Here is a 21,554-nt window from a genome sequence, read left to right on the forward strand (position 1 = left end):
CACCGTTTCTCTCCACCCGTTTCTCTCCACCGGACAGGGAACCGCGGCGGCGGTCGGCGGCCTCCTAGGCACCGGAGCAGAAGGGGGATGCGATGAGCCAGGTGCTGTACGAGGAGCGGTCCCGCAATCCGCTGGCGCGCACCGTGGAACTCGCCGAGGACCGGCTGCGCAGGGGCGGCCGGACCACACCGCTGGACGAGCTGAACCTCGGCGCCATGGCCGAGGTGTATCTGCGTGGGCACTGGCTCGGCGGCGGCGGTGCCGAACGCCCGCTCGCCTCGCTCGCGCAGGGCCCGGGTGTCGTCCCGGTCACCCGCGTCACCGGCACCACCGCGCCCCTGAAGGTGCGCCGGACCGCCGACTTCGCCCGGGCGCTCGGCGAACTCGCCGTGCGCAGGTGCGGCGGGCCGGACCAGGTGGCCGCCCTCGCCGCTCGGGCACAGGGGGAGGGCGTGCCGCTGTGGATCGCCCGGCGGTACGCGCCGGGACCCGCCGGGCCGGTCGCCGTCGCCGTGGACCGGCGTCTGGTCCGCGTGGACGTCTGGGGCCCGGGTGCTCCCGCCGTGCGCCTGCGAGCCCCCCACGGGTTCCGCGGTGACTCGACGGTTCCGGGCAGTGGCCTGGTCATGACCGTCGGAGACGCCGGTGCCCGGCTGATCCTGCAGAAGAAGTTCCGCAAGTCCAGGAGCAGCGTGGAGATAGGCCTGCCCGACCGGCGCTGGACCCTGCGCCGTGAGACCGCGGAGAGCTCGGTGCTGCTGCGCGACGGGCGGCGGGTCGCGCTGCTGACCCGCCCCGGCCGACGGCCCGGTCCGCAGCCCGGCTCGGTGCTGCTGCCGCTGGCCGACGTGCGCCACGAGAGCCCCGACCCACTGGACGCCGTCATGGCACACGCCGTCGCCGTCTCCTTCGGCCTCGGCGACACGACGGGCCTGGCCAGGTTCCGTACCGTGAACTCCCGCCGGGACACGGACGGCGACACCTGGGACCGCCCCTGGTTCAGCAACCTGGGCAGGGACCGTGACGACAACGAACCCGGCGGTGGCGACGGCTGGGGGAGCGACGGCGGAGACGGAGGAGACGGGGGCGGGGGCGGCGGAGACGGAGGCGGCGGGGACGGCGGAGGCGGCGGAGGCGGCGACTGATGTTGAGCACGGCACGCGAGTCCAGGTCCGGCAGGCTATTGGCAGGCCGCCGACGGGAAGCTGTTCCGCAAGCTCGTCCGCCTGATCGCCGAGATCCAGCGGGACCCCTTCACGGGTATCAGCAAACCGGAGCCGTTGAAGGGCTACCTGTCGGGCTACTGGTCGCGCCGGATCGACGACGAGTACCGCCTCGTCTACCGGGCAACCGAGAAGGAAATCGTGATCATCAAGGCCCGGTACCACTACTGACGGTCCGGAGGCCGTCCCGGCTCACCCGATGGCCGGCCCGGCGGCTACCACGGCCCGGACGGTCTTGCCGGGTGCGCATGGGCGTCGGCCTGGGGGGAGGCGCGCCGGGGTAGGAGATGGACCGCTCCTCGAACCACATCGTGCGGGTCGACACCCGCGGTCGCCCGGACAGAGGAGGTGTGGACACCGCGCAACCTCGTGTGCGCGGTGTCCACAGACGGCTCGGCCGAGCCGTAGGAACCCCTCGGCGTCAGAGTTCCGTGGGCTCCAACGCCCCCAGCTGCTGCATCAGTCCCAGCCGGTCGTACTGCCACCAGCCCTCGGCGATCTTCCCGTCCGGCGTGCAGCGGTGGATGGTCGTTCCCGTCATGGTGACGTCCTGCCCCGTCGGCGGGATCCCGAGGAAGTCGCCCTTGTGGCGCCCGTGGAACGTCCACCGGGTGCACACCCGGTCGCCCTGCGCGATCTGGTCCTCGATGGTGAACGAGAAGTCGAACCCGCCCCGCCACACCTCCACCTCGCGCCGGAGGGCGTCCAGCCCGATCACGTCCTGCACATTGGCGGGGTCGTGGTCGTGGTAGTCCTCGATGAACACGTCGTTGAACGGCGGCGCGTCCCCCTGGCCCGGCGCGAGCTCGAAGAACCTGCGCGCGGTGGCCGCGTACAACTGCTCGTCCCGCACCACGTCCAGATCCGTGAAGGTCGGCGTCTCCTCGCAGATCGCCACCATGTCCTGGAAGATCCGGTCGGTCTCCGGCAGCCCGGAGTTGCGCATCGCCTCCTCGTACGACGGGAACTCCACGATCTCCACGATGTGCGAGGAGTCGGCCCGGTCCTTCGCCACCACACTGTGCGACGCGGTCCGCTTTCCCTTGGTCTGCTCGACCCACCGGTCCATCAGCCGGTTCATCTCGTCGAGCCGGCTGGTCCTGCATTCGATGAGCTGTACGAAGGTCATGGCCTCGCCTCCGGCCCCCCTGGGTCCGGCTGAACAGCTTCATTGTCCCAAGGGGAAAGCCCGGCTGCCTCCCGGCTCATGAGGCAGGAGGGAAGGGGCGGAGCCGGCCGACGCGCGCCTACTGCGGCCCGTACTTCCGCCCCGTCCTGGAGGACACCGCCCCCAGCATCCCCCGCGGCACCAGCTTCGCCGCACCCATCAGCGCCTTGTAGCGCGGGTCCGGGACGGACAGCGTCTTGCCACGCGCCAGATCGTGCAGTGCCGCCGCCACCAGCTTGTCCGCGTCGAGCCACATCCAGCCCGGGATGTTGTCCGTGCCCATCCCGGCCCGCTCATGGAACTCGGTGCGCACGAACCCCGGGCAGAGCGCCATCAGCCGTACGCCGCTGCCGGCCAGGTCGCGCGCCGCGCCCTGGGTGAACTGCACGACCCACGCCTTGGAGGCGCCGTAGGTGCCCCGGGGGACGAAGGCGGCCACCGACGCGACGTTGACCACGCCGCCCCGGCCGCGCTCGCGCATGGCCTCGGTCGCCGCCGACGTCAGCCGCAGCACCGCCTCGCAGTGCACCTTCAGCATCCGCAGCTCGTCGGCCATGGAGACGTCCAGGTAGCGGCCCTTGTTGCCGAACCCGGCGTTGTTGATCAGGAGGTCGACGGGGTTCCTGCGGTCGCCGAGACGTTCGGCCACCGCCTCGATCCCCTTGTCCTCGGCCAGGTCGGCCGTCAGCACCTCCGCCTCGATGCCGTGCCGGTCGTGCAGCTCGGTCGCCTGTTCCCGCAGCCGCTTGGTGTCGCGCGCCACCAGCACGAGGTTGTGCCCGTCGGCCGCCAGTCGCCGCGCGAACGCGGCTCCGATGCCTGCCGTCGATCCCGTAATCAGAGCCGTTGTCATGGCAGAAGGTTAGTGACCTGGACCGGGTGCGTCCGCTTCCCCGTGGGGCCGTCCGTGGTGAAGGGTCGGTGGAGACGGGCGTGGTGAGCGGCCGTCAGGCCCCGTACTTCTCCTTGTACTCCCGCGCCGTGCGCAGCAGCTCCGGGTGCAGGGCCTCGCCCGCGGCCAGCAGCCGCGGCAGCAGCGTCCGCTCGGTCGTCACCGCCCGGAACTGCAGGGCCACGGTCACGTCGTGGCCGGGCCGGTGCACGATCTCGACGGCATCGCCCGCGCGGACCTCCCCGGGCACGATCACCCGCAGATACGCCCCCGGCGCCCCCCGCTGCGTGAACCGCTTCACCCAGCCCTTCTCGTCCATGTGGCCCTGGAACGTGCGGCACGGAATCCGCCCGGAGGTGATCTCCAGCACCACCTCGGGCCCGACCCGCCAGCGCTCGCCGATCAGGGCACCGGACACGTCCAGTCCCCGGGTCGTGAGGTTCTCGCCGAACGCGCCGTCGGCCAGGGTCCGGCCCAGCTCTCGCTCCCACTCGTCCAGGTCCTCACGGGCCATGGCGTACACCGCCTGGTCGTCGCCGCCGTGGTGCTCCAGCTTGCACACCGCGTCACCGGCCAGACCGCTCCCGCCGATCCCCTGGGGCCCGGGCGCGGACACCCGCACCGGCCCGTCCACCGGCCGCTTGCCGATCCCGGTGACGCCCCCGGGGCCCTCCGCGTACGGAGCGGCTTCGGCACGGCCCAGATTCACAGACAGAAGCTTCATGTACGCACGGTAAGCGGCCGGTTCCCAAAGCGTCGACGCATTATTCGCATCGCCGTCAAAGGGGCGCTTATCCTTGAAGGGTGATCGAAGCTCGTCATCTCCGCGTCCTGCGCGCCGTCGCGACCACCGGCTCCTTCTCCGCCGCGGGCCGCGAGCTGGGCTGCACCCAGCCCGCCGTCAGCCAGCAGATGAAGGCCCTGGAAACCTCCGTCGGCACGCCGCTGCTGATCCGCACGGGACGCGAGATGCGCCTGACCCAGGCGGGCGAGGCCCTGGTGCGGCACGCCTCCGGGATCCTCGCCGGGCTCACGGCCGCGGAGGAGGAGGTCGCCGCCATCGCCGGGCTGCGCGCGGGCCGGGTCCGGCTCGTCTCCTTCCCCAGCGGCAGCTCCACCCTCGTCCCCACGGCCCTCGCGGCGCTGCGCGCGGCGCACCCCGGCACCCGTGTCTCCCTGGAGGAGGCCGAGCCGCCCGCCTCCGTGGGCCTGCTGCGCGAGGGCGACTGCGACGTGGCGCTCGCCTTCCGCTACGAGGGGGCGGCGGGCGCGCAGGAGGAGTGGGACGACCTCGTCGTACGGCCGCTGCTGTCGGACCGGCTGGTGGCGCTCGTGCCGGAGCGGCACCGGCTCGCGGGCGCGGAGTCCGTCGACATCGGCGAGCTCGCCGGTGAGCCGTGGATCGCGGGCTGCCCGCGCTGCCGCGGACAGCTGGTCGAGGTGTGCGCGGCGGCCGGCTTCACCCCGCGCATCGACTTCGCCACCGACGACTATCCGGCGGTGGTCGGGCTGGTCGGCGCCGGCCTGGGCGTGGCCGTGCTGCCCCAGCTGGCCGTCGAGTCGGTACGGCCCCGGGGGGCGCGCACCGTGCGGCTCGAACCGGCGGTGCGGCGGGAGATCGTCGCGCTGACGCTGCCCGACCTCGCGCAGGTCCCGGCGGTGGCCGCGACGCTCGACCAGCTGGCCCGGGCCGCCCGCCGCCAGTAGCGGCCCACCGCGTCAAAAACCAACGGCACGCGTGCGCGTGCCTGCGAAGAAACGTTCCTTCAATTGTTCGAGGCGGTGTGCCCGCCTGATGCCGACGCCGACACCAGCCGGTTGCGCGCCCGCCCCATGAGCTCTTCGCGCTCGTCCTCGGTCAGCCCGCCCCACACGCCGTACGGCTCACGCACCGCCAGCGCGTGAGCAGCACACTCGGCGCGTACCGGGCACCTCATGCAGACCTCTTTGGCCGAGTTCTCACGAGCGCTCCTCGCCGCACCGCGCTCACCCTCCGGATGGAAGAACAGCGAGCTGTCCACTCCGCGACAGGCAGCCAGCAGCTGCCAGTCCCACAGGTCCGCGTTCGGTCCGGGAAGGCGGGAGAAATCTGCCATTACGTGACCCCTTGTAGCCGTTATGAGCGGATCCGGTGTCTACGACCGTACAACTACGATCTAAGGAGATGAAAATATGACTCATTGCGAATCTAGCTCCAGACACTGGCAAACCGGAAGAAATGGGTCTGAATGGGGCATAGCTTGTGATGAAAGTTCGAGGGTCTGCTGCGCATATCTGCACCGTGTCCGCCCCCTCACGTAGAGTGCCGAAGATGGCAGCCACCCCCGTAACTCTTTCGAGTGACCGTCGTTGAGAGTGCGAGGCGGTTGAAGGAACAAGCGCTCGGGCGGGCGTCCGAGACGGTCGACCGCACAGGTGACGATTTCGTACCTTCCTGGAGGCTCAAGGTGACGCGCATCAGCTGCGGAGGGCGGCCATGACATCCGTCCTCGTCTGCGACGACTCCCCGCTTGCCCGAGAGGCGCTCCGTCGTGCGGTCGCGACCGTGCCCGGCGTAGAGCGCGTGACGACGGCGGCCAACGGCGAGGAAGTCCTCCGCCGCTGGGGGGCCGACCGCTCGGACCTGATTCTGATGGACGTACGCATGCCCGGACTGGGCGGCGTCGAGACGGTCCGGCGGCTGCTGTCCGCCGACCCCGGTGCGCGCATCATCATGCTCACCGTCGCCGAGGACCTGGACGGCGTGGCCCTCGCGGTCGCCGCCGGTGCCCGCGGCTATCTGCACAAGGACGCCTCCCGCGCGGAACTGCGCGCGACGGTGACCCAGGCCCTGGCCGACCCGACCTGGCGGCTCGCCCCGCGCCGGCTGCGCTCGGCCGAGATGGGCGCCGCGCCCACGCTCACGGCGCGTGAGATCCAGGTCCTCGAAGGCATGAGCCACGGCCGCTCGAACGCGGAGATCGGCCGTGAGCTGTTCCTCTCCGAGGACACCGTCAAGACGCACGCCCGGCGCCTGTTCAAGAAGCTGGGCGCCTCGGACCGGGCCCACGCCGTGGCGCTCGGCTTCCGGTGGGGTCTGGTGCGCTAGGGCCTGTCCTTCGGATCGGGCCGGCTTCGACGCGCGGCCTCCGGCGAGGGCCGGAGAGCGGGGGCACGCGGATGCCCCCGCGCGAGCCGTACCCGCGCGGACCGGAGCCGGCGGCCGACGGCGACGCCGGCGGGGAGCCGCTCCCGCCCGGGCCGGGCCGGCAGTCCGCAAGGGCGACGGCCGAGGTCCCCGGGATGATCCGAACGGCAGGTCCCAGCGGTCGTGGTGAGAGCAGGGAACGCCAGGTGGGCGCGGGTGGATCGGGGGTCCGCCGGAGGCCTGCTGCTCGTTTCGCCGCGGATGCCGCATCCTTGAGGGTGTGGAGTTCCTCGGGGACGAGTCGGTCGAGCGGAAGGGGAGGGCGCAGGGGATGAGTGCCGGCGCACCTGCTCATAACGCTTCGGTGCACAACAACGGGCGCGGTGCCGCGGACCCGGCGGCCGCAAGGCACCATGGACCGATGCGCGACGACGAGGCGGCCCACGCCCAGGGCCCGATCGGGGCGCTCGTCCACCGCGCCGTCGACGGGGACGAGCAGGCGACGCACGACCTGCTCGCCCATGTCCACCCCCTGGCCCTGCGCTACTGCCGCACCCGTCTGTCCCGTCTCCCGGGCGACGCGCGGCACTTCGTGGAGGACCTCGCGCAGGAGGTCTGCGTGGCGGTGCTCCTCGCCCTGCCCCGCTACCGGGACACCGGGCGTCCCTTCGAGGCGTTCGTCTTCGCCATCGCCGCCCACAAGGTCGCCGACCTGCAGCGCGCGGCGATGCGCCACCCCGGCTCGACGGCCGTCCCCTCCGACGAGATGCCCGAGCGCCCCGACGACTCCCTGGGCCCGGAGGAGCGCGCCCTGCTCAGCAGCGACGCGGAATGGGCCAAGAAACTCCTGGCCAACCTCCCCGAGAACCAGCGGGAGCTGCTCCTGCTGCGCATCGCGGTGGGGCTCACGGCCGAGGAGACCGGTCAGATGTTGGGAATGTCACCCGGTGCGGTCCGGGTTGCCCAGCACAGGGCGCTGAGTCGGCTGCGGGCGCTGGCCGAGCAGTAGTCCGGCTTGGCGAGCCTCTCAGTTGAACAGGCGGTGCGCCGCTTCCGTACGAACATACGAAGCCCGGAGCCTGACGGAACCGTGGAATGGGACAGCCGCGCTTCCCGTTAGCATGGACATCCGCACCGATCAAGGCCATTTGGGGAAGGTGTCATGACTGCCAACGTCGACGGAGTGCCCGGAAAATTCGCGACACTCGGGCTGACCTACGACGACGTGCTGCTGCTGCCGGGTGCATCCGAGGTGCTCCCCAACGCGGTCGACACCTCGTCCCGCATCTCCCGCAACGTCCGGGTCAACATCCCGCTGCTCTCCGCGGCGATGGACAAGGTGACCGAGTCCCGCATGGCGATCGCGATGGCCCGCCAGGGCGGCGTCGGCGTGCTGCACCGCAACCTCTCCATCGAGGACCAGGTCAACCAGGTCGACCTCGTGAAGCGCTCCGAGTCCGGCATGGTCACCGACCCGATCACGGTGCACCCCGACGCCACGCTCGCCGAGGCCGACGCCCTGTGCGCCAAGTTCCGCATCAGCGGCGTCCCCGTCACCGACGGCAACAAGAAGCTGCTCGGCATCGTCACCAACCGCGACATGGCCTTCGAGACCGACCGCACCCGTCAGGTGCGCGAGGTCATGACGCCGATGCCGCTGGTCACCGGCAAGGTCGGCATCTCCGGCGCCGACGCCATGGAGCTGCTGCGCCGCCACAAGATCGAGAAGCTTCCCCTGGTCGACGACGCGGGTGTCCTCAAGGGCCTCATCACGGTCAAGGACTTCGTCAAGGCCGAGCAGTACCCCAACGCGGCGAAGGACACCGAGGGCCGGCTGCTGGTCGGCGCCGCCGTGGGCGCCAGCCCCGAGGCCCTGGAGCGCGCCCAGGCGCTCGCCGGTGCCGGTGTGGACTTCCTGGTCGTCGACACCTCGCACGGCCACAACAGCAACGCGCTCAGCTGGATGGCGAAGATCAAGTCGAGCGTCGGCGTCGACGTGATCGGCGGCAACGTCGCCACGCGTGACGGCGCCCAGGCGCTGATCGACGCCGGCGTCGACGGCATCAAGGTGGGCGTGGGCCCCGGCTCGATCTGCACCACCCGCGTGGTCGCCGGTATCGGCGTCCCGCAGGTCACGGCCATCTACGAGGCGTCCCTCGCGGCCCGCCCGGCGGGCATCCCGCTGATCGGCGACGGCGGCCTGCAGTACTCCGGCGACATCGGCAAGGCCCTGGCCGCCGGTGCCGACACGGTGATGCTCGGCAGCCTCCTCGCGGGCTGTGAGGAGTCCCCGGGCGAGCTGCAGTTCATCAACGGCAAGCAGTTCAAGTCCTACCGCGGCATGGGCTCGCTCGGCGCGATGCAGTCCCGCGGCCAGGCCAAGTCGTACTCCAAGGACCGCTACTTCCAGGCCGAGGTCGGCTCCGACGACAAGCTCGTCCCCGAGGGCATCGAGGGCCAGGTGCCCTACCGCGGTCCGCTGGCCAACGTGCTGCACCAGCTCGTCGGCGGTCTGCGCCAGACCATGGGCTATGTGGGCGCCGCCTCCATCGACGAGATGGAGACCAAGGGCCGCTTCGTCCGGATCACCTCCGCGGGCCTCAAGGAGAGCCACCCGCACGACATCCAGATGACGGTCGAGGCGCCGAACTACAGCCGCAGCAAGTAGCGGCCCGGCCTTCCGAGGGCGGCTCCGGGGCATCCGGGGCCGCCCTCGTCGTGCCCGTCGGCGATACTGGAAGACGCTGCAACGCATCAGGGAAAGGCCACAGACGTGACTGAGATCGAGATCGGGCGCGGCAAGCGCGGCCGCCGGGCGTACGCCTTCGACGACATCGCCGTCGTCCCCAGCCGCCGTACGCGGGACCCGAAGGAGGTCTCGATCGCCTGGCAGATCGACGCCTACCGCTTCGAGCTGCCCTTCCTGGCCGCCCCCATGGACTCGGTCGTCTCCCCGGCCACCGCGATCCGCATCGGCGAGCTCGGCGGCCTCGGCGTGCTGAACCTCGAGGGCCTGTGGACGCGCTACGAGGACCCGCAGCCGCTGCTCGACGAGATCGCCGGGCTGGACTCGGAGACCGCGACCCGCCGTCTGCAGGAGATCTACGCGGCTCCCATCAAGGAGGAGCTGATCGGGCAGCGCATCAAGGAGGTGCGCGACTCCGGCGTCGTCACCGCCGCCGCGCTCTCCCCGCAGCGCACCGCCCAGTTCTCCAAGGCCGTCGTGGACGCGGGCGTGGACATCTTCGTCATCCGCGGTACGACGGTCTCGGCGGAGCACGTCTCCGGCGCGCACGAGCCGCTGAACCTGAAGCAGTTCATCTACGAGCTGGACGTCCCGGTGATCGTCGGCGGCTGCGCCACGTACACGGCGGCCCTGCACCTGATGCGCACCGGTGCGGCCGGCGTGCTGGTCGGCTTCGGCGGCGGCGCGGCGCACACCACGCGCAATGTCCTCGGCATCCAGGTCCCGATGGCCACGGCGGTCGCGGACGTGGCCGCCGCCCGCCGTGACTACATGGACGAGTCCGGCGGCCGGTATGTGCACGTGATCGCGGACGGCGGTGTCGGCTGGTCCGGCGACCTGCCCAAGGCGATCGCCTGCGGCGCCGACTCGGTCATGATGGGCTCCCCGCTCGCGCGCGCGACCGACGGTCCCGGCAAGGGGCACCACTGGGGCATGGAGGCCGTGAACGAGGAGCTGCCGCGCGGCAAGAAGGTCGACCTCGGCACGGTCGGGACCATCGAGGAGATCCTCACCGGCCCGTCCCACACCCCCGACGGCTCCATGAACCTCTTCGGCGCCCTGCGCCGCGCCATGGCCACCACCGGCTACAGCGAGCTGAAGGAGTTCCAGCGCGTCGAGGTCACGGTGGCGGACTCGCAGCACCGGCGGTAGTCCGCCCGGGAACGCGGAAGGGCCGGTCACCCCGGGTGGGTGACCGGCCCTTCTCATGTGCGGGGCCTTTCTCATGTGCCGCGAGGTGCCCTGCCCGGCCCCGTCACAGCCGGTGTGCCGCCCCCGTGGGCGCGGCGCCCCGCGTGTCGAGCAGCAGCTGGGCCTTCACCGACAGGCCCTGGAGGTCGTACGTGCGGTGCTGCTGGAGCAGGATGGTCAGGTCCGCGTCGGCTGCGGCCTCGTAGAGGGAGTCGGCGCGGGGGATGGGGCGGTCGAGGACGCTCCAGGTGGGGACGTGGGGGTCGTGGTAGCTGACCGAGGCGCCCAGCTCCATCAGGCGCAGGGCGATCTCCTGGGCGGGGGTGCCCTGGAGGTCGGCGAGGTCGGGCTTGTAGGTGACGCCCAGGAGCAGTACGCGGGCGCCCCGGGCCGACTTGCCGTGTTCGTTGAGGAGCGTGGCGGCGCGCTGGACGACGTAGCCCGGCATGCGGTTGTTGACCTCCTGGGCCAGTTCCACCATGCGCAGGCCGCGGCCGCCGCCGGCGGTCATGTCCTGGGGGACGGAGTGGCCGCCGACGCCGGGGCCCGGGCGGAAGGCCTGGAAGCCGAACGGCTTGGTCTCGGCGCAGCGGATGACGTCCCACAGGTCGACGCCCAGGTCGTTGCAGAGGACGGCCATCTCGTTGACGAGGGCGATGTTCACATGCCGGTAGTTGGTCTCCAGCAGCTGCACGGTCTCCGCTTCGCGGGGTCCACGCGCGCGTACCACCTTGTCGGTCAGCCGTCCGTGGAACGCGGCGGCGGACTCCGTGCAGGCCGGGGTGAGGCCGCCGATGACCTTGGGCGTGTTCGCCGGCGTGACGTCCCGGTTGCCGGGGTCGACGCGGCTGGGGGAGTACGCCAGGTGGAAGTCGCGGCCCGCGCGCAGCCCGGAGCCCTCTTCGAGGAGCGGACGCAGGAATTCCTCCGTGGTCCCCGGGTACACGGGGGACTCCAGGATCACCGTGGTGTGCGGGCGCAGATGGGCGGCCAGGGTACGGGCGGCCGCTTCGAGCTGGCTCAGATCGAGCCCGCCGTCCGCTCCCCGCGGGGTCGGCGCGCAGATGACCGCGGTGCGCACCCGGCCGAGCTCGGCCGGGTCGGTGGTCGGCCGGAAGCCTCCCGAGAGCATCCGGCGCAGTTCGGCGGGGCTGAGCGAGCCCGCCTCGGGTCCGGTCCGGTAGCCGAGCGTGGGGATGCCTGCGGCGACGGCGGCCTGGGCCAGGGGCAGGCCGTACGCGCCGAGTCCGATGACGGCGAGATCTGCGGGCATGGCGAGGCCGTCCTTCCCGATAGCCGAAGTGGGACAGGTACGCAAGCCCTGTGGACAGGACGGGCGAGCGCAATGTCAGACTAGGAGTAAATATGACCGATATGCGGGATTGCCCGGCCGAGTTTCGGTGAGTGTTCCGTGCGCGTTGTCCACAGGCTGAGGGTCCGTGGTGGCTGAAGTCGGGCAACCCGGTCAGAATCTGGGCAGGGGGATACGGACGGGGTCTCACCCGACGGGTGCGGCCCGCGCGACCGATGAGCGGGAGGCAGCGGTGAGGACAGCGACACTCGGACCGGCGCAGCGCGTCGAGTCACTCGCATCCATGGCCGAGCGCGAGCTGGACGTGCTGGTCGTGGGTGGAGGCGTGGTGGGTGCGGGCACCGCACTCGACGCCGTGACCCGGGGCCTGTGCACAGGTCTGGTCGAGGCGCGTGACTGGGCGTCCGGCACTTCCAGCCGGTCCAGCAAGCTCATCCACGGCGGTCTGCGCTATCTGGAGATGCTCGACTTCGCGCTCGTCCGCGAGGCCCTGAAGGAGCGCGGGCTGCTGCTGGAGCGGCTCGCCCCGCACCTGGTGAAACCCGTGCCGTTCCTGTACCCGTTGCAGCACAAGGGCTGGGAGCGGCTGTACGCCGGTGCGGGCGTCGCCCTGTACGACGCCATGTCCATGGCCCGCGGGCACGGCCGTGGCCTGCCGATGCACCGCCATCTGACGCGCTCTCACGCCCTGCGCGTGGCCCCCGCCTTGAAGAAGGACGCCCTGGTCGGGGCGTTGCAGTACTACGACGCCCAGATGGACGACGCGCGGTACGTGGCGAACCTGGTGCGCACGGCGGTGTCGTACGGCGCGAAGGCCGCCAACCGGGCGCCGGTGACGGGCTTCCTGCGCGAGGGCGAGCGGGTCGTCGGGGCCCGGGTGCAGGACGTCGAGGCGGGCGGCGAGTACGAGGTCCGCGCCAAGCAGGTCGTCAACGCGACCGGCGTGTGGACGGACGACACCCAGGCGATGGTCGGGGAGCGCGGCCAGTTCCACGTCCGCGCGTCCAAGGGCATCCACCTGGTCGTGCCGCGTGACCGCATCCACTCCACGACCGGGCTGATCCTGCGCACGGAGAAGTCGGTGCTGTTCGTCATCCCCTGGGGCCGGCACTGGATCATCGGCACCACGGACACCGAATGGGACCTCGACAAGGCCCACCCGGCCGCGTCCAGCGCGGACATCGACTACCTGCTGGAACATGTGAACTCGGTGCTGGCGGTGCCGCTGACCAGGGCCGACGTCCAGGGCGTGTACGCGGGCCTGCGGCCGCTGCTCGCGGGTGAGTCCGACGCGACCAGCAAGCTGTCCCGCGAGCACACCGTGGCGCACACGGTGCCCGGGCTGGTCGTCGTGGCGGGCGGCAAGTACACGACGTACCGGGTCATGGCCAAGGACGCGGTGGACGCGGCGGTGCACGGGCTGGACATGCGCGTCGCCGAGTGCGTCACCGAGGACGTGCCGCTGCTGGGCGCCGAGGGCTACCCGGCGCTGTGGAACGCGCGGGCGCGGATCGCCGCCCGGACCGGGCTCCACGTGGTGCGGGTCGAGCACCTGCTGAACCGCTACGGGACGATGACCGAGGAGCTCCTCGCTCTCATCGCCGAGGACCCGTCGCTGGGCAAGCCCCTCCCGGCGGCCGACGACTACCTGCGCGCCGAGATCGTGTACGCGGCCTCCCACGAGGGGGCGCGGCATCTGGACGACGTGCTGACCCGGCGGACGCGCATCTCGATCGAGACCTTCGACCGGGGCACCCGCAGCGCACGCGACGCCGCGGAGCTGATGGCGCCGGTGCTGGGCTGGGACAAGGGCCAGATCGAGCGCGAGGTCGAGCACTACCAGAAGCGGGTGGAGGCCGAGCGGGAGTCGCAGCGGCAGCCGGACGACCTGACCGCGGACGCGGCGCGGCTGGGGGCGCCGGACATCGTGCCGTTGTAGATCGCCCCACTGCCCGCCCCGCGGCGGCCGACTGTCACTCGAACGGGTGTAGGGAAGCGGGATCTTCGTTCGGGAGCGGGTCGTTCTACGAGGTGCGGGGGCAGAACTCGGCGGCGAGCATCGCGGGCTCGAGACCGGCATCTGCGATCGCGTCCGTGTTCACGCGGAAGGTGAGGACACGACGGCCGTCGACGGTGGCCGCGGTGCGCACGTAGCTGCCGGATATGTGCCCGTTGTGCCCCCACACCCTCGTGCCGCACGGAAGTTTTTCGGGAAACAGCCCCATGCCGTACGCGCCGTGTGCGGCACGGGTGTCGAGCATCTCGCGCAGCCAGTGCGGGGGCAGCAGCCGGCCGCCGAGCAGGGCCGCGTAGAAGCGGTCCAGGTCGGCGAGCGTGGACACCAACTCGCCCGCGGCTCCGGCCACCCGCGGGTCGAGTGCGGTGACGTCGGTTCCGTCGGCGGTGTAGGCGCGGCCGTGCGGTGAGGGCAGCGTGGACCGGGATCCGGGGAAGGAGGTGCCCGTCAGGCGCAGGGGAGTGATGATGCGGCGCTCAGCCTCTGTGGCGTACGAGTGCCCGGTGACCTGCCGGATGACCAGGCCGAGCAGGACGTAGTTGGTGTTGGAGTAGGAGAAGTGGCCGCGTGCGGCCGGGGGGTGGGTGACGGCGATGTTCAGGGCCTGACGGGGTGTGACGGGGGTGGCTCCGTCGGTGTCCGTGGTGAAGTCGGGCAGGCCGCTGGTGTGGGTGAGCAGGGAGCGCAGGGTCAGCGCGCGGCCGTCGTTGCCCGCTCCTCGCACCAGGCCCGGCAGGTGCTGCTCCACCGTGTCGGACAGCGAGAGCCGGTGCTCGGCGGCCAGTTGCAGCACGACCGTCGCGATGAACGTCTTCGTGATGCTTCCGGCGCGGAAGTGGTCCGACCGGGCGATTCCCGGCCCGTCGGCGGCGTAGCGGGTGGTGGTGCCCTCCTGGGCGAGCAGGGCCGCGGCCGGGGCCCTGCCCTGTGTCACCAGCAGGGGCAGTACCGCGTCGACCGGCGGCATCGAGAGGGCCGACGAGTCGGCCGGGAGCAGGGAGAGGAGCGCGGCGGCCGCGGGCAGTGCCAGCAATGTCCGGAACGACGGCATGCAGACTCCTCCCTGGTCGGGGCCCATCATGCAAGGCCACGCGGGCCGTGCCGCACCCGGGTGTCCGGGGGGCTGGGCCGCGGGGGCTCGCCAGGGGGCCCCTGGGCGCCGGGCACTTGTCGGGTGAGGGACAATGGAGGCTCTGTCAGGGCGGGTTGTATGAGGGGACGCATGTCGGAGGCGGAGCGGGCGGGCACATCTCGTCAGGACACTCGTCAGGACACCAGGGAGCGTCTCCTCGCGGGGCGTTACCGGTTGGGCAAGGTGCTCGGCCGCGGCGGCATGGGCACGGTGTGGCGCGCCGAGGACGAGACGCTGGGGCGGACGGTCGCCGTCAAGGAGCTGCGGTTCCCCACGAACATCGACCAGGAGGAGAAGCGGCGGCTGATCACGCGGACGCTGCGCGAGGCCAAGGCCATCGCCCGGATCCGCAACAACAGCGCCGTGACGGTCTTCGACGTCGTCCAGGAGGACGACCGGCCCTGGATCGTGATGGAGCTCGTCGAGGGCAAGTCGCTCGCCGAGGTCATCCGGGAGGACGGGCTGCTCGAGCCGAAGCGTGCCGCCGAGGTCGGGCTCGCCGTCCTCGACGTGCTGCGGTCCGCCCACCGCGAGGGCATCCTGCACCGCGACGTGAAGCCGTCGAACGTCCTGATCTCCGACGACGGCCGGGTCGTGCTCACCGACTTCGGCATCGCCCAGGTCGAGGGCGACCCGTCCATCACCTCGACCGGCATGCTCGTCGGCGCGCCCTCCTACATCTCCCCGGAGCGGGCGCGCGGGCACAAGCCGGGCCCGGCGGCCGACCTGTGGTCCCTCGGCGGGCTGCTGTACGCGGCGGTGGAAGGCGCGCCGCCGTACGACAAGGGGTCGGCCATAGCGACTCTCACGGCGGTGATGACCGAGCCGCTGGAGGAGCCGAAGAACGCGGGTCCGCTGAAGGACGTCATCCACGGACTGCTCACCAAGGACCCCGCGCAGCGGCTCGACGACGCGGGTGCCCGGGCGATGCTGAACTCGGTCCTGCACGCGCCCGAGCATCCCGAGCCGGAGCCGATGGACGCCACCAAGGTCGTGCCGCTGCCGGCGCAGCCCGACAGGGCCTCGCGCAAGGGGGGTTCGTCGGGATCCGGCGGCAAGCGCGGTGAGGAGGCCGGGGAGCGGCTGCGCGGGGCGCTGCGTTCCGTGCGCAAGGCCGCCTCGGGCAGCGCCGCCGCGGGAGGTGCCGCTGCGGCGGCCAAGTCCGGTGCGGGCGAGGCCTCTTCCGGGCCCGCCGGCACGGCCTCCTCCGCGTCGGACAGCGGTGCCGGCCGGAGTACGACCGCGGGTGCGGCGGGGACGCGGCCGGGCCCGGGAGCGGACGCCGCCGGCGGTGAGCGTGGTGCGCCGGAGACGAAGACGGCCTCTGGGGGGCGGAGTTCGGGATGGCCGGTGGTGCCGCCGCCGGACCTGCCGCCCAGGCCCGCGCCCCGGGCGCCGCTCACCGACGTGGTGCCGCGCCGGACTCTGTTGATCATCGCGGTGGTCGTGGCGCTCGCCGTGATCGGCACCGTGCTCGCCATCGTGCTCAGCGGTGACGACAAGGGCGCGAAGGGTGCCTCCGGCGAAGGCGGCGGGAAGACCGTCGCCACGGCGTCGGACGGCGCCGACACCAAGGGCGACAAGAGCGACGGCACGCGCACCGACGGCGCCGAGAGCGAGCCCGGGTCGTCCGGGCCCGCCTCGAACGGCACGCCCACCGGCCAGTCGGGCGACTCCTCGGACGAGGGCGGATCCGGCGGCGGGAAGGGCACCGCGGCGCAGTCGACTCACCAGGGGAAGCAGGGGTACTCCATCGGTCTGCCGAAGGGCTGGAAGTTCCAGTCCACGGCTGCCGCGGGCGACCGCTTCACCGGGCCCGACGGGCAGAAGCTGCTCGTCGCCTGGACGTCCACGCCCAAGGGGGACCCGGTGGCGGACTGGAGGAACCAGGAGCGCTACATGGTGCGGGCGCAGTACAAGAAGATCCGTATAGAGAAGGTGGACTACCGCGGCTGGAACACCGCCGACTGGGAGTTCACCTACATGGACGGTGGCACGAAGTACCGCACCATCGACAGGGGTTTCGTGGTCGACGGCACGTCCGGGTACGCGTTGATGTACACGGCCAAGGCGGCAGGCTGGGGCGGCGACATGCGCAAGGAGACGTGGCGGACGCTCACGCGGACCTTCGAACCCAAGTCCTGAGCATGGGGCGCCCCCGGATTGGGGAGTGAGATCTGGCATCCCCGCATTGCGGGTTGCCTGCGGCACGTATCGTAAATGTTTGCGGACCGTGCGCAGCCGAAACGGACCGCGGGGCGAACGGATGTGACCGACCGGGCTGCCGGGGGAGGCAACGTGGACGACTACGCGGGTCGGGTGCTGGCCGACCGCTACCGCCTGCCACTGCCGCCGTCCGACGAGTACGAACTCACCGAGACCCGGGCCTTCGACACCTACAGCGGACAGGAAGTCCTGGTCCGGCAGGTGCCGTTGCCCGAGGTGGTCGAGGCCGAGGTCCTCGACGCGGAGGGGCTGCCGGACGGTTTCACGGCACGTGACGGTGGCGCCCGGCGGTCCGGCGCCCGGGCGGGCGCGGGCACCCGGCGGCCCGCGGATCCGGTGGTGCGGCGTGCGGTGGAGGCGGCGCAGGCCGCCGCTGCCATTCCCGACCACCCCCGACTCGACCAGGTCTTCGACGTGTTCGCCGAGGGCGGTTCGCTGTGGATCGTCAGCGAGCTGGTGGCCGCCCGTCCGCTGGCCGCGCTGCTCGCCGAGAAGCCGCTGACGCCGTACCGGGCGGCCGAGGTGGCCTCCGACGTCCTGATGGCCCTTCGGGTACTGCACGCGCACGGCTGGGTGCACCGGAACATCACCGCGCGTACGGTGCTCGTGTGCGACGACGGCCGGGTGATGCTGACCGGCCTCGCGGTGGGCGCGGCCGAGGAGGCGCTGTGCGGATACGACCCGGTACCCGAACCGCCCTTCGAGGAGTCCGGGCAGGGGTCCGGGCACGAGCCGGGGGCGCAGGGCGGCGGTGCCGGGCGGGCGCTCGGCGTCGGTGGTCCGGGGGGTTCCGGGCCGGGTGGGGGCATCGGCGGTGCGGGTGATCCCGAGGCGGCGCGGCGTGCGGCCATAGAGGCCCGCGAGGCCCGGGGCCTGCCCTCGGCCGGGGGCGAGAGCGCGAGCGGCGGTTCGGTCGTACCGGTGCGTGGACCGGTGGAGGGCGGCGCGGACCCGCGGGCGGCGCGTGCCGGAGCGATCGCGGCCTACCGGGCCGGTGCCCGGGCCGCCGCACGGGTGCAGGAGGCACAGCAGGGCGGGCGGGCGGCACTGCCCGGAGCCCGCACCGACCCGGACGCCGGTGTCGCGCCCCACGTCAACGGATCGGCGCAGTCGCCGTACATCCCCGGACAGGGCACCGCCCCCGGGGCCGTACCGCCCGGGCGGATCGCCGATCCCTACGGTGTGGGCGGCAACCCACGGACGACGGCCTGGCACGGCGCGGCACCCCGCGGCACGACCGGCGGGGCGACGGCGGCGCAGGGCCGGGAGCAGCCGGCGCTCCCCCCGGCCCCGGACACCGCGGCCCACGGCGAGCCCACCCGGTGGGACGACCTGGTCGCCGACACCCCCGCACCCCGGCGCGGCCCGGCCACGGCGCTGGCCGCCGAGCGTGCGCGGCAGGCGCGGATGGCCGTGGTCGGACCCGTGACCGAGCGCTGGGCGCCCGAGCAGGCGGGGTCGGTGCACGAGAACTGGCAGCTGGCCGCGCCGATCGGTCCGGCGACCGACCTGTGGGCGCTCGGCGCGCTGCTCTTCAGGGCCGTGCAGGGGCATGCGCCCTACCCGGAGGAGTCGACGGCCGAGCTGGTGCAGATGGTGTGCGCCGAGCCGCCCGCGTACGCCGAGGAGTGCGGGCCGCTGCGGCCGGTCGTGGAGTCGCTGCTGCGTCAGGACCCGACCGAACGCCTCGATTTCGAGGAGGTGCGCGGCTGGCTGCGCTCGCTGGTGCGCTCGGCGCCCGAGCCGGAGGCCGGGGTACACGTGGTCGCCGCGCCGCCCGTCGACGCCCGGCGGCTGCCCGTCGTACGGCGTCGGGGCGAGCTCGTGCGCCGGCGGCGGGCCGGGCTTCCCGCGCACCACGGGCGTCACAAGCGGGCCAAGGAGGAGTCCGGTTCGCCGCGCCGCCTCGGCCGCACCCTGCTCGTGCTGGTCCTGCTCGCGATGGCCGCGGCGATCGCCTACGCCATGCTGTTCATGCCGAAGGCGAAGACCGAGGGCGCGGACGGCGCGGACCGCACCGGAGCCGCCGGCGAGGTCAGCCAGGCGCCCGAGCCGGACGCCGGCAGCGATCCCCGGCCCGACCAGACCTCGCCCGGGCCGGAGAAGAGCCCGTCGTCGGCCGGCACCACCGAGACCCAGACCACCGGCCCGGACGTCGCCGACGGCTTCACCCTGCGCAAGGACTCGGCGGGCTTCCAGGTCGCCGTCGCCAAGGGCTGGGAGCGCAGCCCGCGCAATGGCAGCGGTCAGGTCGTCTACTCCAAGGGCGACTTCGAGCTCATCGTCGTCGCGGGCCGGGACAGCGCGTCGTCGTACGGCAGTGACCCGATGGCCTACCAGCGGGAGAGGGAGCGCGAGTTGCAGCCCTACCGCGACTCCAGCTGGGCCACCTCCACCGGGCTGAAGACGATCGAGGTGGGCGGACGGACCATGGCCGAGGGGCAGTTCACCTGGACCGGCGGCGACGGGGGCGAGCTGTACGTGCGCAATTTGGCGATGCTGGTCGAGGGGCGCTACCACGTGGTCCAGGTGCGCGGCCCGGAATCCGAACGTGACGAGGTGACGCGGATGTACGAGCAGGCGGCGGCGACGTACCAGGCCACGGGCTGAGCGACCGGCGCGCCGCCTGTACGCCCCGGTTCACACTCTGGTTGCCTCACGTCCCGGCAGGCGACAACCGTCACAGTGCGGTCACCGTGGTACCCCGCTTGTTCCCTGGTTGAGGGCGGGTCCTTACGCTGACCCTGTCAAGACCATTGCGGGGCAACGTGAATCAGATGCAGGGCCTGCTCGTCGCGGGCCGCTACCGGCTGGCCGAATCCATCGGCAACGGCGGCATGGGCCGGGTCTGGCGTGCCCATGACGAGGTGCTGCACCGGTCCGTCGCCATCAAGGAGTTGACCGCCGCCCTCTACGTCTCGGAGAGCGAGCAGGCGATCCTGCTGGCGCGCACCCGGGCGGAGGCCAGGGCGGCGGCGCGCATCAACCACTCCGCGGTCGTCACGGTGCACGACGTGCTGGAGCACGACGGCCGCCCCTGGATCGTGATGGAGCTGGTCGAGGGCCGCTCCCTGGCCGACGCGGTAAAGGAGGACGGGCGCGTCGAGCCCCGCGAGGCGGCGCGCATCGGCCTGTGGGTGCTGCGGGCCCTGCGCGCCGCGCACACCGCCGGCGTCCTGCACCGCGACATCAAGCCGGGCAACGTGCTCCTCGGCCGCGACGGACGCGTCCTGCTCACGGACTTCGGCATCGCCCAGATCGAGGGCGACACCACCATCACACGCACCGGAGAGGTCGTCGGATCGGTCGACTACCTGGCGCCCGAGCGCGTACGCGGCCACGACCCGGGCCCGTCCTCCGACCTGTGGGCCCTGGGCGCGACGCTCTACACGGCGGTGGAGGGCCGGTCCCCGTTCCGCCGCACCACGCCGCTGACCACCATGCAGGCCGTGGTGGAGGAGGAGGCCGCCGAGCTCCAGCACGCCGGCCCGCTCACGCCCGTCATCATCTCCCTGCTGCGCAAGGACCCGAACACCCGGCCCAACGCGTCCGAGGCGGAGCAGATGCTCGCCGAGGCGGCGGAGGGACGGCGGCCGAACGGGGCGCAGGCGTACGTGCCCACGCAGTACGGCGGGGCGACGCCGTACCGGGACTCCCACAGCGGCACGGGGACGGCCGCCACAGGCACGTCCGGCACCCGCCCGCTCGGCACCGGCTCGGGTTCGCACACCCGCACACCGCTCCCGCCGCTGGCCGGCACCCCGGCCAGCGGGACGTCCACGGCCGGTACTTCGCCCTACGGTGCCACCGGTCCCACCACGCTCGGCCCGGCGGCGACGGGCCCGCAGCCGGCCGGTACGGGCAGGCGCCGCAGGCTGCGCACCCTCGCCCTGGTCGTCGCGCTCGCGGCCATCATCGGCGGGGCCACGGCCGTGGTGCTCCAGCAGTGGCACCAGAACCGGCAGGGCGACTCCGGCTCGTCGGTCTCGACGACGGAGGGGCCGGGGGGATCGGTTCCGGACAGCTGGATCCGCTACGACGACCCCGCCGGGTTCAGCCTCTATCTGCCGAAGGGCTGGAAGCGGACGCCCTTCGGCCCGCAGGGCGAGCTCAAGCAGATCGACTACTCACCGGACGGCGGACGGCACTTCGTCCGGATCGCCGTCGACACGTCACCGGACTTCGCCGACGCCAAGTCCCACCAGGAGGATCTGGAGCAGCAGGTCCAGAGGCTGGTCGACTACAAGCGGGTGACCATGGAGGAGAACATCTACCGGGACCGCAAGGGCTCGCTGTGGGAGTACACCTGGACGGCGCTGGCCAAGGACCCGCCCTACGTCGCCGGGCCGCGCCACGCCATCGAGGAGACGTACTTCTCGCGGGACGGTGTCGAGTACGCGATCTACATGTCCACACCGCAGAAGGACTGGGCGAAGACGAGCAAGCAGTTCAAATGGGTGCTGCAGGGCTGGCGGGAGAAGGCCTCCTGAGGCGGGGCCACTTCTGACGAAGGCCGACGG

Annotated in this window: 16 protein-coding genes and 1 pseudogene; 11 read left to right on the plus strand and 6 right to left on the minus strand. The window is 72.3% G+C overall.

Annotation, left to right across the window (positions count from 1 at the left end):
* Positions 1 to 92: 92 nt before the first annotated feature.
* Both IGS69_RS21330 and IGS69_RS21335 read left to right on the plus strand, forming a co-directional pair.
* The gene (locus tag IGS69_RS21330; protein ID WP_190902135.1) at positions 93 to 1,145 is read left to right on the plus strand and encodes a hypothetical protein; all 1,053 of its coding nucleotides are present in this window, start codon (positions 93 to 95) and stop codon (positions 1,143 to 1,145) included.
* Positions 1,146 to 1,181: 36 nt separating this feature from the next.
* Positions 1,182 to 1,394 (plus strand): annotated as a pseudogene (locus IGS69_RS21335) (Txe/YoeB family addiction module toxin); the annotation flags it as partial.
* Positions 1,395 to 1,644: 250 nt separating this feature from the next.
* On the opposite strand, the gene IGS69_RS21340 reads toward IGS69_RS21335, so the two are convergent.
* From IGS69_RS21340 to IGS69_RS21350, 3 genes are all read right to left on the minus strand, one after another.
* Positions 1,645 to 2,352, minus strand: a complete 708-nt coding sequence (locus IGS69_RS21340; RefSeq protein WP_190902137.1) for an ester cyclase — start codon at positions 2,350 to 2,352, stop codon at positions 1,645 to 1,647.
* Positions 2,353 to 2,470: 118 nt separating this feature from the next.
* On the minus strand, positions 2,471 to 3,244 hold the full coding sequence (locus IGS69_RS21345; protein WP_190902139.1) for an SDR family NAD(P)-dependent oxidoreductase: 774 nt from the start codon (positions 3,242 to 3,244) through the stop codon (positions 2,471 to 2,473).
* Between the two features lie 94 nt (positions 3,245 to 3,338).
* Entirely contained in the window at positions 3,339 to 4,007 is a 669-nt protein-coding gene (locus tag IGS69_RS21350) for an MOSC domain-containing protein (RefSeq protein WP_190902141.1), read from the minus strand.
* An 80-nt stretch (positions 4,008 to 4,087) separates the two neighbouring features.
* On the opposite strand from IGS69_RS21350, the gene IGS69_RS21355 reads away from it, so the two are divergent.
* Complete coding sequence (locus tag IGS69_RS21355; protein ID WP_190902142.1) at positions 4,088 to 4,990, plus strand: LysR family transcriptional regulator; 903 nt, start codon at positions 4,088 to 4,090, stop codon at positions 4,988 to 4,990.
* A gap of 59 nt (positions 4,991 to 5,049) precedes the next feature.
* Here the strand turns inward: IGS69_RS21355 and IGS69_RS21360 are convergent, their stop codons facing one another.
* Positions 5,050 to 5,379 carry a WhiB family transcriptional regulator gene (locus tag IGS69_RS21360; protein ID WP_004927066.1) on the minus strand — a complete coding sequence of 110 codons (330 nt, stop codon included), beginning with the start codon at positions 5,377 to 5,379 and terminating at the stop codon, positions 5,050 to 5,052.
* A 380-nt stretch (positions 5,380 to 5,759) separates the two neighbouring features.
* On the opposite strand from IGS69_RS21360, the gene IGS69_RS21365 reads away from it, so the two are divergent.
* The 4 genes from IGS69_RS21365 to IGS69_RS21380 all read left to right on the plus strand — a co-directional run bounded on the left by IGS69_RS21365 (position 5,760) and on the right by IGS69_RS21380 (position 10,308).
* The gene (locus IGS69_RS21365; RefSeq protein ID WP_003948568.1) at positions 5,760 to 6,371 is read left to right on the plus strand and encodes a response regulator transcription factor; all 612 of its coding nucleotides are present in this window, start codon (positions 5,760 to 5,762) and stop codon (positions 6,369 to 6,371) included.
* A gap of 460 nt (positions 6,372 to 6,831) precedes the next feature.
* The gene (locus IGS69_RS21370; RefSeq protein ID WP_185014700.1) at positions 6,832 to 7,419 is read left to right on the plus strand and encodes a sigma-70 family RNA polymerase sigma factor; all 588 of its coding nucleotides are present in this window, start codon (positions 6,832 to 6,834) and stop codon (positions 7,417 to 7,419) included.
* A 153-nt stretch (positions 7,420 to 7,572) separates the two neighbouring features.
* A complete protein-coding gene (guaB, locus tag IGS69_RS21375; protein WP_190902143.1) occupies positions 7,573 to 9,078 on the plus strand; it encodes an IMP dehydrogenase in 1,506 nt (501 codons plus the stop codon).
* Between the two features lie 105 nt (positions 9,079 to 9,183).
* Positions 9,184 to 10,308 carry a GuaB3 family IMP dehydrogenase-related protein gene (locus IGS69_RS21380; protein WP_190902144.1) on the plus strand — a complete coding sequence of 375 codons (1,125 nt, stop codon included), beginning with the start codon at positions 9,184 to 9,186 and terminating at the stop codon, positions 10,306 to 10,308.
* 103 nt (positions 10,309 to 10,411) lie between these two features.
* On the opposite strand, the gene IGS69_RS21385 is transcribed toward IGS69_RS21380, so the two are convergent.
* On the minus strand, positions 10,412 to 11,620 hold the full coding sequence (locus IGS69_RS21385) for a nucleotide sugar dehydrogenase (protein ID WP_190902145.1): 1,209 nt from the start codon (positions 11,618 to 11,620) through the stop codon (positions 10,412 to 10,414).
* A 271-nt stretch (positions 11,621 to 11,891) separates the two neighbouring features.
* On the opposite strand from IGS69_RS21385, the gene IGS69_RS21390 reads away from it, so the two are divergent.
* A complete protein-coding gene (locus tag IGS69_RS21390) occupies positions 11,892 to 13,598 on the plus strand; it encodes a glycerol-3-phosphate dehydrogenase/oxidase (protein ID WP_190902146.1) in 1,707 nt (568 codons plus the stop codon).
* A gap of 85 nt (positions 13,599 to 13,683) precedes the next feature.
* On the opposite strand, the gene IGS69_RS21395 is transcribed toward IGS69_RS21390, so the two are convergent.
* Positions 13,684 to 14,727 (minus strand): serine hydrolase domain-containing protein, encoded by a 1,044-nt coding sequence (locus IGS69_RS21395; RefSeq protein WP_190902147.1) that lies wholly within the window; start codon positions 14,725 to 14,727, stop codon positions 13,684 to 13,686.
* A gap of 171 nt (positions 14,728 to 14,898) precedes the next feature.
* Here IGS69_RS21395 and IGS69_RS21400 point away from each other — a divergent pair, with 171 nt between their 5' ends.
* The 3 genes from IGS69_RS21400 to IGS69_RS21410 all read left to right on the plus strand — a co-directional run bounded on the left by IGS69_RS21400 (position 14,899) and on the right by IGS69_RS21410 (position 21,524).
* Entirely contained in the window at positions 14,899 to 16,953 is a 2,055-nt protein-coding gene (locus tag IGS69_RS21400; protein ID WP_190902148.1) for a serine/threonine-protein kinase, read from the plus strand.
* A 153-nt stretch (positions 16,954 to 17,106) separates the two neighbouring features.
* A complete protein-coding gene (locus IGS69_RS21405; RefSeq protein WP_232543603.1) occupies positions 17,107 to 19,644 on the plus strand; it encodes a protein kinase in 2,538 nt (845 codons plus the stop codon).
* 167 nt (positions 19,645 to 19,811) lie between these two features.
* Entirely contained in the window at positions 19,812 to 21,524 is a 1,713-nt protein-coding gene (locus tag IGS69_RS21410) for a serine/threonine-protein kinase (protein WP_190904588.1), read from the plus strand.
* The last annotated feature ends 30 nt before the right edge of the window (positions 21,525 to 21,554 follow it).

This window comes from Streptomyces tuirus (assembly GCF_014701095.1).
GTDB classification, from domain to species: domain Bacteria; phylum Actinomycetota; class Actinomycetes; order Streptomycetales; family Streptomycetaceae; genus Streptomyces; species Streptomyces tuirus.

What these genes read in the sequence shown, in the direction of transcription:
- IGS69_RS21365 (WP_003948568.1), top strand. Translation starts at nt 5,760, where the DNA reads ATGACATCCGTCCTCGTCTGCGACGACTCCCCGCTTGCCCGAGAGGCG.
- guaB (WP_190902143.1), top strand. Translation starts at nt 7,573, where the DNA reads ATGACTGCCAACGTCGACGGAGTGCCCGGAAAATTCGCGACACTCGGG.
- IGS69_RS21410 (WP_190904588.1), top strand. Translation starts at nt 19,812, where the DNA reads ATGCAGGGCCTGCTCGTCGCGGGCCGCTACCGGCTGGCCGAATCCATC.
- IGS69_RS21370 (WP_185014700.1), top strand. Translation starts at nt 6,832, where the DNA reads ATGCGCGACGACGAGGCGGCCCACGCCCAGGGCCCGATCGGGGCGCTC.
- IGS69_RS21360 (WP_004927066.1), bottom strand. Translation starts at nt 5,379, where the DNA reads ATGGCAGATTTCTCCCGCCTTCCCGGACCGAACGCGGACCTGTGGGAC.
- IGS69_RS21340 (WP_190902137.1), bottom strand. Translation starts at nt 2,352, where the DNA reads ATGACCTTCGTACAGCTCATCGAATGCAGGACCAGCCGGCTCGACGAG.
- IGS69_RS21345 (WP_190902139.1), bottom strand. Translation starts at nt 3,244, where the DNA reads ATGACAACGGCTCTGATTACGGGATCGACGGCAGGCATCGGAGCCGCG.
- IGS69_RS21395 (WP_190902147.1), bottom strand. Translation starts at nt 14,727, where the DNA reads ATGCCGTCGTTCCGGACATTGCTGGCACTGCCCGCGGCCGCCGCGCTC.
- IGS69_RS21350 (WP_190902141.1), bottom strand. Translation starts at nt 4,007, where the DNA reads ATGAAGCTTCTGTCTGTGAATCTGGGCCGTGCCGAAGCCGCTCCGTAC.
- IGS69_RS21330 (WP_190902135.1), top strand. Translation starts at nt 93, where the DNA reads ATGAGCCAGGTGCTGTACGAGGAGCGGTCCCGCAATCCGCTGGCGCGC.
- IGS69_RS21385 (WP_190902145.1), bottom strand. Translation starts at nt 11,620, where the DNA reads ATGCCCGCAGATCTCGCCGTCATCGGACTCGGCGCGTACGGCCTGCCC.
- IGS69_RS21400 (WP_190902148.1), top strand. Translation starts at nt 14,899, where the DNA reads ATGTCGGAGGCGGAGCGGGCGGGCACATCTCGTCAGGACACTCGTCAG.